Source organism: Campylobacter sp. CFSAN093241 (assembly GCF_012889595.1).
GTDB lineage: Bacteria > Campylobacterota > Campylobacteria > Campylobacterales > Campylobacteraceae > Campylobacter_D > Campylobacter_D jejuni.
This window is the reverse complement of record NZ_CP040612.1, coordinates 99,893-112,399: the sequence shown is the minus strand read 5'-3', so window position 1 is coordinate 112,399 and position 12,507 is coordinate 99,893. Positions and strand designations below refer to the sequence as shown.

Genomic DNA, 12,507 nt, shown 5'->3' with positions numbered 1-12,507 from the left:
TCTCCTTGGTTAGAATTTTTGAAGGACTATTTTACCATAAAAAAGCTAAGATTTTGGTTAAAGCTTTTCAAGCATTTTGATTAATTTTTTAATTTTATCAATATTTTCTAAATGAATTACAAAATCATTATTTTTATTTTTGCAGTCAAATCCAAAGCGATTTAGTATTTGTTTTAATTTTTTTATTTCATCTTCAAATTCTTGATTAGGTAAGCTTTCATTATTTTTTATTTTTTTAACTATTTTTTCAGTATCTCTAACATTAAGTTTTTGACCTATTATGCTATCAACCAACATTTTTTCATCTTTTTGATCTAAACCAACCAAAACTTTAGCATGACCCTGAGAAATTTTTCCAGAAGCAATCAACTCTTGAGTTCTAATATCTAAATTCAGAAGTCTTAAAGTATTTGTTATTTGAGTACGAGACTTATGAATAAGTTCTGCTAAATTCTCTTGAGTAATTTTATGAACTTGCATTAAATCCTTATAAGAATTAGCAAGCTCAATAGGGTTTAAATTCTCTCTTTGTATATTTTCAATAAGAGCCAATTCTCTAAGCTTATTCTCATCAATATCAGCAATAAAAGCTAGAATTTCTTTTTTTCCTAATGCTTTCACTGCTCTTAAGCGACGTTCCCCAGCAATTAAAATAAATTTATTATTTTTTTTAAATACAATAATAGGCTGAATAAGTCCAAATTCTTTGATAGAATTAGCAAGTTCATCTAAAGCTTCTTGATCAAAATTCTTTCTTGGCTGAAATGGATTGGGTGAAATTTGATCAATTTCTATCATAGTGCTTTGATTTTTATCAAAACCCAATTCTTTACTATAAACAGTATCCATATCACTGATTAAACTACTTAAACCCCTATCTTTATTTAACCCCATTATAATTATCCTAATATAGAATACGCCAAATTTTGATAAGCAACAGAACCTGGTGATTTAATATCATAAAGAATTATAGGCTTTCCAAAACTTGGACTTTCTGCAAGTTTTACATTGCGAGGGATCACAATAAAGTCATCTTCGTTTCCATTAATAGTAAAAAGTTGTTTTTTAAAATTTTGTTTCAAATCATCTACAACATCTTTAGAAAGATTATTTTGAGAGCTATACATTGTCGGTAAAAATCCACGAACCCTGAGTTTAGAATTAATAGTTTTTTTGATAATTTTAATTGTATTTAAAACCATAGCTACACCCTCGAGCGCATAAAATTCACACTGTATAGGGATAATTACACTATCACTTGCTGCAAAAGCATTTATAGTAATACTTCCAAGAGCAGGCGGAGAATCAATAATAATAAAATCATACTCATCAATCACTTCTTGAATTTGATTTTTAAGCAGCATTTTTTTCTCATTATTTTCACCTTTAGCAAGCTCTTGTTCTATACCTACAAGACCTATATTTGAAGGAGCTAAATGAAGTTGTGGCAATTCTGTTTTTAAAATAATATCTGAAAGCTTTTTTCTTCCTATAAAAACATGGTAAATATTATACTCATAATTATTACGATTAAAACCAAGTCCTGTAGTCGCATTAGCTTGCGGATCAACATCAATCAAAAGTACTTTTTTTTCAGCCACAGCCAAAGAAGCGGCTAAATTTACTGCTGTTGTAGTCTTTCCTACTCCACCTTTTTGATTTGCTATTGTAATAATTTCGCTCATCTTAAACTATACACCCTTTTATCGCCTAGTAAAATTGAACCATCTTCATACAAAAAAGAATTTTCAAGTGAAAAAACTTTACCTTCATGATGGACGCTAAATTTTCTTGATTTTTCGAATTCTAACATATACTTGCTAAAAATATTCTTCCATAAAATTTTTTTTTCTACTTTTTGCAAAAACTCACTCACTAAATCTTTAAGCGAAATTTCTATATCGCATAAAGCTGTATTTTGGGGTGCAAATTTCAGATTTAAACCCATACCGCCTATGATAAAATTTGAAATTTTAGCACTTATAACCCCTCCAGCTTTTTTATCATCTAAATATAGATCGTTAGGCCATTTAAGCCAAATTTTAGAACCTTTTTCTTGTAAAACTTCTTTAAGTAAATAAGCAAAATAAATACTCGCAGAAGCTAAAGGTAAATCTTTTGGCAAGTCTTCTTCTTTAATACAGAAAGAAAGATGTAAATTTCCTTTAGAGCTCTGCCAAGAATTTTCCCTACTTCCAACTCCATTTATTTGTTCTAAAGCATAAATAGCAAAATTTTCATCAATCTTTCCATTGCGTATTTGCTTGCATAAAAAAAGATGAGTTGAGTCTATACTTTCAACACAAACTATCTTCACTTTTAAGCCTTTTTCCATTTAAATAAGTCCTACCATCAAGAGCTTTTTTTCCACTTTCTTGAAGTTTTTTAATACGCAAAACTCCTTGTTTGCAAGCAAGCAAAAAACTTTCTTTTTCTAATTCTAAAATTTCACCCATCTTAGCATTTTGTTTTAATTCATCCACAAGTTCAAGTTCTAAGAATTTAAGTCCATTTTCCAAGAAAACTCCAGGCCAAGGGGTGAAAGCTAGATATTTTTGATAAAGTTCTCTTGCATTTTGCAAATTTATAAGCCCATCTTCTTTTTTGATTTTTCTACAAAGTGTTGCTAGACTTTCCTCTTGTTTTTTAGGGGTGATTTTATCGAAATTTAAAAGAGTAGAGAGGATGATCTTAGCGGCCAAATTTGCTAAAAGTTCAAAAACTTCACTTGAATTTTTATCTTTTATATCACATTCTAAGCTTTCAAGTATAGCACCTGTGTCAAGCCCTTCTTCCATGAGCATGGTGCAAACTCCACTTTTTTCATCTTTGTTTAAAATCGCACTTTGGATCGGACTGGCACCACGGTATTTTGGAAGTAAAGAAGCGTGCAAATTCACACAAGGCGCTAAATCCAAAATGGCTTTAGGTAAAATTTTTCCATAGGCAGCAACCACGATAAAATCAGGATTTAAATCCTTAATCTCTCTTATAATATTTTTATCTTTTAAAGAACTTGGAGTAAAAATAGGAATACTAGGATAATTTTGACTTAAAAAAGCCTTAGTATCACTTGGAGTTAAAATTTGCTTTCTACCTACGGCTTTATCAGGCTGAGTAAAAAGTGCTACGAGTTTAAAATTTTCATTTTCTACTAGTGCTTTTAAAATACAAGTTGCGTAAGATGGAGTGCCCATAAAAATAATTTTTTTCATTTTTTCGCTTTGTGTGAAATTAAAAGTTTTAATTATAGCTTATTTGATTTTAAAAGAGAATTTAATAAATTAATCACTCAAACAAAGTTCCACCTATTTGTTTATCTTCTAATAAAAATGTCTTTGCCACACTTAAATCAAAGCCACTTGCTAAAAACATTTTTTTATTGTGTTCAAGTAAAAATTTAGCTGCCTTAAGTTTGGTTACTATACCACCTGTTCCGTGCTCACTACCTGTTTTTATGGTTGCTTGTAGCCATTCTTCTTTAATATGAGTGATTTTTTCTAAACGCTTTGCATCACTAAATTCACTAGGATTTTTATCGTAAAATCCATCAATATCGCTTAAAATCACAAGCAAATCCGCATCAAAAAAATGCGTAGCATAAGCACTTAAACTATCATTATCACCAAAGACAATTTCTTCTATAGCTGTAGCGTCATTTTCATTGATAATAGGCAAAATTCCTAAATTTATCATCATATCGATAGCATTTTTTGCGTGTTTAGTAGCTTTTCTAGAGTCAAAATCCTTGCCTGTAAGTAAAATTTGTCCGCCTAGTTTGTTAAATTTGGCTAAAAGCTCGTTATAAACACTGATTAAAAAAGGTTGTCCAATAGCAGCTAAAACTTGTTTATTAATAAGGTTTTTTCTATCGATATCTAGTTTGGTGTGTCCTGCCGAAATAGCCGCCGAGGTTACTAAAATTACTTCATATTTTTCCATGAGTTTAGCTAAAAATGCGACTAAATTTTTAAGACGCTCAAAACTTAAAGTGTTTTCTTCGCTAATCACATGAGAACCCACTTTAACAACTATTCTTTTCATGCTTATTCCTTGAAAAATTTTTATAATTTTAGCCAAAATTTCATATAAACTAGTTATTTTTGAAAAAATAGGGAGTGTTTGAAATTTTTAATATAAAACACTTCCTAGATTGTTAAAATTTTTTTGTTATTTCTTAAAGTTTTAATTTCTTCTAAAAGCATGAATTTAAGTTCTTTAAGTCCTGTTTTTTCAAGGCTTGAGACTTTGATTAAAAAGCTTTGTGGATTATTTATTTCTTTGAGATAATTGTCTAACTCATTAATGTTTAAAGCAATTTGCTCAGCAAATTCCTCTCCTAAACGAACACTATCACTTTTTGAAATCATGATGCCAAATTTACGCCCAAAAAGTTCATTGGAAAATTTTTCAAGTTCTTTTCTTAGTACTATAAATTGTTCTTTTAAAGGCATTTGCCTCATAGGATCTAGCACGAAAAGTAAAAAGCTCGTTCTTTCTATGTGCTTTAAAAAGGCAAGTCCTAAGCCTTTACCCCCACTTGCTCCTTCGATAATCCCTGGAATATCAGCCATAACAAAGGAATTATACTCATTTACATCTACAAGTCCAAGTTTTGGAGTAAGGGTGGTAAATTCATAATTTGCAATTTCAGGTTTTGCATTTGAAACAACGCTTATAAGAGTAGATTTTCCCACATTTGGAAAGCCCACAAGCCCTACATCGGCAATAAGTTTAAGTTCAAGTCTGACTAAGCGACTTTCTCCTTTTATACCAGGTTGTGCGTAATCGGGGCGTTGATTGGTGGCGTGTTTAAAATGGGTGTTGCCAAGTCCACCTTTTCCACCTTTTAAAAAAAGCTCTCTTTGTCCTTCTTTGGTAAGATCAAGTAAAATTTCATTGGTTTGTGCATCGATAACTTGCGTTCCTTCGGGCACTATAAGTTCTAAATTTTCACCCTTTTTGCCATTTTTATTGCGTCCCATTCCACCAGCACCATTTTGCGCGCGTAATTCTCTTTTGCCTTTGAAATTTACAAGAGTGTGGGTATTATTATCACATACGAAAATAATATCACCACCATTTCCACCATCTCCTCCATCAGGGCCACCAAGTGGAACATGTTTTTCACGGCGAAAACTTACAGCACCTTTGCCACCATCGCCTGAAGCTAAAGTAATTTTAACACTATCAATAAACATTTAAATTGCCTTTGACTTTAAATTTATAAAGCTAAATTTGAGTAAATAAAAGAAGTTAAATTTATAAATTTAAAGTTTTCAAGACGCTAAAAAGCGTCCTAAAAACTTATGCAGGATATACAGAAACTTTTTTTCTATCTTTGTCTTTTCTTTCGAATTTTACAAAACCATCAATTAGAGCAAAGATAGTATGATCTTTTCCCATGCCTACATTGTTACCTGCATGAGTTGCAGTTCCTCTTTGGCGGATGATGATATTTCCAGCTCTAACAAACTCGCCACCAAATTTTTTAACACCTAAACGACGACCTATGGAATCGCGGTTATTTTGAGTTGAACCTTGACCTTTCTTGTGTGCCATTCTTTACTCCTTAAGCTTTGATATCTTTTACTACAACGCGAGTAAATTGTCTTCTAAAACCGCGTTTGAGTTTAGAATCTTTTCTGCGTCTTTTTTTGTAAATCACAACTTTTTTATCTTTTCCGTGATTGATCACTTCCAAAACAACTTTTGCACCTGCTACGAAAGGCGCACCTACCTTTAATTCTTTATCATTGATAGCAAGAACTTCGCTTACTTCAATACTTGCTTTGCTTTCAGCTTCAAAGTGATCTAGTTTTAGCTCATCGCCAACACTTACTTTGTATTGCTTTCCGCTGTGTTTGATAATAGCATACATTGCTTTTCCTTATAAATTGGTAGTACCATAAAGCACCGTAATAACGGATTTAAAAGCTTTAGTGGTTTAATAAAATTTCGATTTTACAAAATTTTTCTTTAATTTTTGATGAATTTAAGAAAGAGTTTAGAGTTTGAGAAAAATCAAACTCTAAAAATTTAAAAGCCTAGATTTACTCCGCCGCCTTCTTGGGTTTGATAATTTGCATCACGACCTATAGTGTAGCCATTTCCACTACCAGTATTACTTAAAGGTCTGCAAATATCGCCCACTTTTACACTACCTTCTGTGATTTTTGCATAAGAAAATTTAGGGCTTGTGCGAGTGATTTCAATACTTCCTGTTTTGCTTTCTACTCTTCCTGTATTTTCTTTTGTATAAGTATCTTTTATAACCTTCCCAAGAGCAAAACATTCATAAACATCACCTTGATTTAAGCTTTGAGAAAATATTACTTCATTGTTTTCAACACTTGCAACTTTCAAAGGATAAATTGCGTTTAAAATATCTCCTGCTATACGATTTGCAATTTGTTTGAGTGCGGTTTCATTGGCACTAAGACTATTGTCTTTAAGATTGACTTTCATGCTTAAAGTATTAGAAAATTTAATTTGTCTTGTAGCAAATAAAAGCACACGATAATCTACGATAACTTCAATTTCAGTTTTGCTTTTTCCTGTTAAATTGCTTGTTTTTTGTTTACCTTCAAGTCCTGAAATAGAAAACAATAAAATATAATCTGTTGCTAACATATTTTTAAGTTTATAAACTTCATCGCTAGCTGCGTCGCCACTTTTGATTAAAGCTTTTTCCATTTCATAATAGCCACTAGAATCACGGTCTAAAACATTAAATTTACGACTTTGCAATAAATCAGAAATGATTTTTTGTTGCAAAGCTGAGCCTATACCTCTTTTTGCAGCATCTGGAGTAGAATCAAAAACAGTAATACTTCTTCTATTATCTGCACTTAAACCTGGAGCTTGATACTTTTTTGTTGTTGTGGTTTTAAAAATCGTTACATTGGCTGTATATTTACCATTTGCATCTTGTTCAACACTATTGATTTCATAAGTATCAGCTCTACCTTTGGTGGCTTTTGAAATTTGCTCGCTGTAATTATCTTGTATATTTGAACCTGAATTATCAGTTGAAACGCTAGTATTAGATTTCTTAAGAGAATTGATGCTTACTCTGCTCATTTTTCCTATAGCCTCTATAATGGCATTGTTTATCGCATCTTCCCTGGTCAAGCCTGTGCCTTCACCTGTGCTTGATTTTGTTGAAGTTGTGGTTATAACTTTAGCATTAAGACTTAGGCTTAAAAATAAGCCTAAAAAAAGAATTTTAATTATTTTCATCTTTTACCTTTAAAAATCATCCACGCTATTTACAACATTAGAACTTCTTTGTATGCTAGAAGATTTTTTAGCTTCATTTTTTGTTGCATTTGACTTTGAATTTAAAGCCTCATTTGTGTTAGCTAAATTTTCATAAGAATAAAATCTCACAGCTCCTACATGTTCAATACCATTTTCACTTGTATAGCTCCATTTTTTAAGAGTACGAATACCACGAATTTTACCGCTTGCGCTTGCTTTTATTTTACTATTTACTTTATCAATAATATTTGTTACGTTTTGAGTTTGTTCTTGAGTGGAACTATCATTAACATTAATACTTTGTTTGATGATTTCCTCGTAAGTATCACCAGTTGTTCTTTCATCTTTAAGACTTAAATTTGTATTAATAAACTCTATAATAGCAGCATCAGCCATAGTAAGTGCTGTTTCTTTGGCTCTATCTTCTAAAATATTTGTTTTTTTAGCATTACTAGGATCTGCTACATAACCCCAGTTTCCATAACTTAAAATAATAGGCGCACCATTTTCATCATAAACTAAGCGAATTCCATATTCATTTAAAAAGCCTTTTGTATCTTTTGGCAGATACTCACTTATTGCCTTGCCTTTACCCTTAATAGCACTCTGTCTTGCTAGTGCCATATCTTTTGCTAATTGGCGAGTTTTATTGGAAATAACAGCAATAACACCTACATCATACTCACCTCTTCTTTGTGTAACTATAGTTTACACAGGAACAAGTCCACTCATAGAACCTATGGCATTTGTCATAGTTTTATTAAGAAATTCTTGCTTTAATAAAGTCTTTTTTCTGTCTTCGCTTAAAGAATTTGTATCTATACCTAAATCTTTTAATGCCTTATCAAGCTGAGCACCAGCTAATTGTGTAAGTTTATTTAAAATTTGATCAACCTTATCACCTTTTGGCAATTCATCAAATTCCTTAGCATTAGTAGAATTATCTGCTTCATAATTTTGAATCTTGCTTGTAGCAATTCTTCCAAAAGCATCTCTTATAAATTCGCTTTGTAAATTTAACATTGCTTTTTGATAAGCATTTTGTAAAGCTTGTGCAAATTGTGGATCAGTATCATTTACAGCAACAGTACTTTTTCCTGTATAAAAAGTTTTTCCATCTTTGGTTATACCATATTCTATACCGAAATTATCGGCAAATTCTTCAAAAAAATCTTCAATTGATTTTGGGGTAATATCCTTAGTACTTGCGTCAGACATTTCATTTTGAGTATTTATATCTTGTTGTGTAATTTCTACAGGCTGGGAACCTTATGCATAAAGTAAACTTGCCATAACTAAAGAGCCGATAAATAATATTTTTTTCATTTCGTATCCTTTTAAAAATATAAAAAAAGCCCAAGCTAAACACTTGAGCTAAAAAATTTTATTCATAAATTAATTTTTATTTTACCAAGTAACTGATTTACTAGAACCGGTTTTATCAATAGTTTGCTCATCTTCCCAATAAACTAAACCTGATGTTAGATCAGTAAGTCTTAGCAAGAAAAAGTATTCTACTTGAGTTTTACCATTGCTAAGTTTTACATTATCTTGTCTAATTTTACCCGCAAGAGAAAAATCAGGCGATACCAATGTCCCTTTTTTTGCTATGGTTTTTTGATTAAACTCATCATTATCTCTTAATTCTCTTACATCTTCACTCATGCTATCAAGTGCTCCGCCTGCAGCAACTGCTGAAGTTAGAACAAATTTACCTGATTTTCTTAATGCAGAAGTGATTTTTGCGGTGAGTTTTTCAGTATCGATTCTTTGCGGGGTATCATTCACAACCCTACCAATAGCAATAACCTTTCTTGTACCTGGTTTAATATTTGCAAAAGCAGGATCGCTTAACATACTATTTATCATAGTTTCAGCTGCACTTTCAAAATCTTGTCTATCAAGACCCAAGGTTAAAGCATCGCCTTTTTTTACCTGACTTGCCTTTCCATCTGTATAAGCTGTTTGCGCACAACCACTAAAAAGCAAAGCTCCAATAAGAGCTGTTCCTAAAATTTTTGTTTTTTTCATGATTTATCCTTCCTAAAATGAGATTAATTTTTTGCTTTAATTTCTAATCTAAAATCATTCGCTCTTGTATCAGATGCAAGTTTACGAAGAATTACCTCTTGTCCTGCTGGAATTCTAAGGGCTTGATAGTCCTCATTTAAAACATCTCTTAGCACAAAACCATCTTTATCTAACCAATCTACTTTATAAATTACATCTTTAGCAAAAGTACTGCGCAAAATCACTTCAAATTCTAAATAACCATTGCTATTTATACGCTTTTGAAATTGTTTTACTAAACTTTTTGGTAAATTTGAACCTAAAATTACAGTATTTTGATTTGAATTTATTTGATAACTTGGTGCACAAGCACTAAGTAAAAACATTAAAATAAATAAAATATTTTTTTTCATCTTTTAGCCTTATTTTTCCATGATAGCAACACTTGCGGGTAAATACGGAGCAAAAGAACGCACTATCACAAGAGCATTTTTATTTTTATCCAATGATTTTTGAAACAAAATATTGCCTTGTGGATCTTTGATTTCTAAATTTCCGTCGTTTTCTATTGTTGCTATGGCAATACTTTTTGGTAAACCTCTCCAAGAACGCACATCAGCTTTATTGGTTGCAGCAGTTGCTACTGCTGTTGCAAGACTTAGCCATCCACCTGTAGAGTCATTATTTGCAACAGCTACATTTAAAGTGGTTTTAATTATAGTTTGAGCTAAGGCTTTAGCAATCATTGCAGGCATATTTATTTTAAATTCAGTAGCGACAATATTGTCTAAATCTACAAAATCATTTGTATTTTGACCATTTATATTTAAATTTGCAAAAGAAGCTTCCCTTTTTTTCAAGGTTTGCAAAGCAATATTTGTGCTAATAATTTTTTTATCCACTATAAAAGGTAAGGTTAAAGCAAATTCATCCTTAACTACACCAAATCCATTTTCATAAACTACAAAAACATATTTTTTAGCTTTTTTGACTTTTATTTTTGTGGCATATTCTTTAAAAATTTTAGCCTCTTTTTTGATAGTTTTGTTTTTTGGATAAATAATAGCTACTTCTCTAAATAAATCTGCAGCTTTTCTATAATCTTTATCCATAAAGAAAAATATTGAAGCAAGATAAGTCGCATAAGGATTTATGAAATTTTTTGTTGTATCAAATTCTTTAAATAAATTGTCATATTGCGCTTCTATAACTTTTGAATTTTCATTCATATTTTTATCATAATTTTTATCTTCTTTTGCCTTATCTAAATCAGCACGATTTTTTTCAATTTCTTTAGCAAAATATTCTTTTGCCTTATCTTGACGCATTAAAACACGATTAAACTCAACTCTTGCATTTTCATAATCATCTTCTTCCATATAGTTTAGAGCTTTATATATATTAACCATAATTCTTTCATATAAAGAACCATCATAATCTACTATATTATCATTAAGCAAGGTTGTACCAATAAATTTAGCTGCTTTAGGGCTTACATTTTCTAAATCCACATCATATTTATAAGATTCTTCTACAGCATCAAAAAATACATTACTTTTATTAAAATCACCACAATTTCTAGCAATCAAACCTGCATTTAATCCTGTATAAATGACATCATCATTTTTTTTAATTTTTTCTAAATTTTGATTGAAAAAATCATCACCACAATATTTTTGTGTTAAAGTATTTTCAAATGTTGTATTTTGTTTAACCTGATTAACACAAGCTGTTAAAAAAAGGCAAGCAATACCTGAAAAAATCAACCCAACTTTTATCTTCATTAAATTCCTTTCTTAAAGAAAATTAAAAATGAATATTATAGCGTAGTATATACTTAAAAACTAATGAAAAAATTTTAACCCTAGGAGAGAAAAACCTAGGGTTTGATTTAAATAAGCATAGGAGCTAATACAAAGCCTAATGCTACAGCAATTGCAATAGCTAAAACCCCTGGTATAAAGAATGAGTGATTAAATATAAATTTACCAATTCTAGTCGTTCCTGTATCATCCATTTGCACTGCACCTAACAAAGTTGGATAAGTTGGAAGTACAAAAAGTGCTGAAACTGCTGCAAAACAAGCTACAAGCATATAAGAATCATGCGGATTTGCTGCTGAAATTCCTAAAGCAGTGATAATTACAGGTACAATGGCCTTTGCGGTTGCTGCTTGAGAATATAAAAGCATACTTGCAAAGAAAAATGCAACTGCTAACATAGCAGGGGTTTGTTTAACCCAGTCGCCTGCTACTTCTTTGATAGAAGCTTCGTGTCCTGCAACAAAAGTATTTCCAAGCCATGCTACACCAAAAACACAAACACAAGCAGTCATACCGCTTTTAAATACACTAGTGTCAAGAATTTTACCTGGTTCAACTTTACAAAGCCAAGTGATCAAAGTTGCTGCAGTAAGTAAAAAGCTCATAATAGCTGCATCTCTTGAAACCACAACAGGATCAATCCATTTAATATTACTTGAAATTGCGGTTGCATAAAGTACAACTGCCAAAACAGTGATCAAGAAAATTACCACTGAAAGTTTAGCACCTGGTTTATCTTCGCCATGCAAAACAGCTCCTGCATCCTTTACAAGTCCTGCTTTTAATCGTTCTTGATAAACACTATCCTTACTCAAATCCATAGGAGTGATTAAACTCACTATAAAAGCTGCAAGCATACAAGCTACAAAAGTTGTGCTAATCCAAATTCCAATTAAAGTTGGATAATTCCATCCAAGTGGCTCTAAAACTCCGCTCATATAAACCACAGCTGCACTTACAGGAGAAGCAGTGATTCCAATTTGCGAAGAAACAACCATTAATGAAAGTGGAACACTAGGTTTTATGTTTTGAGATTTTGCAACATCAACTACAACAGGCATTAAAGAAAATACCGCATTTCCTGTTCCTGCTAAAATTGTAAGCAACCACCCACAAGCTGGAGCTAAATAATTTATAAATTTAGGACTTGATCTTAAAATTTTTTCTGTCACCCTTACCATGTAATCAAGTCCACCTGCTTGTTGCATAGCAGAAATTGCTGCAATAGCTGCGGCAATAATTAAAATAACATCCCAAGGAATATTACCAGGTTTCATACCTAAAACAAGCCCTAATATAACTACACCTAATCCTCCAGCATAACCTATAGCAATACCACCTAGGCGAATACCGATAAAAATCGCCCCAAGAAGGACGATTACTTGCAAAATTATCATTATATCCATATTAA

13 protein-coding genes and 1 pseudogene are annotated in these 12,507 nt (G+C 31.5%); all 14 read right to left on the bottom strand.

Annotated elements, in window-relative coordinates; all coding sequences use genetic code 11:
* Positions 1 to 57: 57 nt before the first annotated feature.
* The 14 genes and pseudogenes from FBE96_RS00505 to FBE96_RS00440 all read right to left on the bottom strand — a co-directional run bounded on the left by FBE96_RS00505 (position 58) and on the right by FBE96_RS00440 (position 12,502).
* Positions 58 to 894: a ParB/RepB/Spo0J family partition protein gene (locus tag FBE96_RS00505; protein ID WP_002851919.1), complete on the bottom strand. Its 837-nt coding sequence runs from the start codon at positions 892 to 894 to the stop codon at positions 58 to 60.
* A gap of 5 nt (positions 895 to 899) precedes the next feature.
* Entirely contained in the window at positions 900 to 1,685 is a 786-nt protein-coding gene (locus tag FBE96_RS00500; RefSeq protein WP_002851697.1) for an AAA family ATPase, read from the bottom strand.
* Positions 1,682 to 2,335 carry a biotin--[acetyl-CoA-carboxylase] ligase gene (locus tag FBE96_RS00495; protein ID WP_145599604.1) on the bottom strand — a complete coding sequence of 218 codons (654 nt, stop codon included), beginning with the start codon at positions 2,333 to 2,335 and terminating at the stop codon, positions 1,682 to 1,684. Before FBE96_RS00495 ends, FBE96_RS00500 begins: the two co-directional genes overlap by 4 nt.
* Positions 2,298 to 3,215, bottom strand: coding sequence for a methionyl-tRNA formyltransferase (gene fmt / locus FBE96_RS00490; protein WP_002851657.1), 918 nt, complete (start codon positions 3,213 to 3,215; stop codon positions 2,298 to 2,300). Before fmt ends, FBE96_RS00495 begins: the two co-directional genes overlap by 38 nt.
* A gap of 73 nt (positions 3,216 to 3,288) precedes the next feature.
* Complete coding sequence (gene proB, locus FBE96_RS00485) at positions 3,289 to 4,044, bottom strand: glutamate 5-kinase (RefSeq protein WP_002851769.1); 756 nt, start codon at positions 4,042 to 4,044, stop codon at positions 3,289 to 3,291.
* Positions 4,045 to 4,148: 104 nt separating this feature from the next.
* Positions 4,149 to 5,201 (bottom strand): GTPase ObgE, encoded by a 1,053-nt coding sequence (gene obgE / locus FBE96_RS00480; protein WP_002871915.1) that lies wholly within the window; start codon positions 5,199 to 5,201, stop codon positions 4,149 to 4,151.
* A gap of 106 nt (positions 5,202 to 5,307) precedes the next feature.
* Positions 5,308 to 5,562, bottom strand: a complete 255-nt coding sequence (gene rpmA, locus FBE96_RS00475) for a 50S ribosomal protein L27 (protein WP_002800974.1) — start codon at positions 5,560 to 5,562, stop codon at positions 5,308 to 5,310.
* A 10-nt stretch (positions 5,563 to 5,572) separates the two neighbouring features.
* Positions 5,573 to 5,881 (bottom strand): 50S ribosomal protein L21, encoded by a 309-nt coding sequence (gene rplU / locus FBE96_RS00470; protein ID WP_002778820.1) that lies wholly within the window; start codon positions 5,879 to 5,881, stop codon positions 5,573 to 5,575.
* Between the two features lie 158 nt (positions 5,882 to 6,039).
* Entirely contained in the window at positions 6,040 to 7,242 is a 1,203-nt protein-coding gene (locus FBE96_RS00465; protein ID WP_002871914.1) for a CsgG/HfaB family protein, read from the bottom strand.
* Positions 7,243 to 7,251: 9 nt separating this feature from the next.
* Positions 7,252 to 8,589: pseudogene (locus FBE96_RS00460) on the bottom strand (DUF6844 domain-containing protein).
* Between the two features lie 81 nt (positions 8,590 to 8,670).
* Positions 8,671 to 9,294 (bottom strand): penicillin-binding protein activator LpoB, encoded by a 624-nt coding sequence (lpoB, locus tag FBE96_RS00455; protein ID WP_002851945.1) that lies wholly within the window; start codon positions 9,292 to 9,294, stop codon positions 8,671 to 8,673.
* Positions 9,295 to 9,317: 23 nt separating this feature from the next.
* Positions 9,318 to 9,686, bottom strand: coding sequence for a YcfL family protein (locus tag FBE96_RS00450; protein WP_002851817.1), 369 nt, complete (start codon positions 9,684 to 9,686; stop codon positions 9,318 to 9,320).
* Between the two features lie 9 nt (positions 9,687 to 9,695).
* Positions 9,696 to 11,057, bottom strand: coding sequence for a COG3014 family protein (locus FBE96_RS00445; RefSeq protein WP_002851858.1), 1,362 nt, complete (start codon positions 11,055 to 11,057; stop codon positions 9,696 to 9,698).
* A 107-nt stretch (positions 11,058 to 11,164) separates the two neighbouring features.
* Positions 11,165 to 12,502, bottom strand: a complete 1,338-nt coding sequence (locus FBE96_RS00440; protein ID WP_002852014.1) for an anaerobic C4-dicarboxylate transporter — start codon at positions 12,500 to 12,502, stop codon at positions 11,165 to 11,167.
* Positions 12,503 to 12,507: the final 5 nt, after the last annotated feature.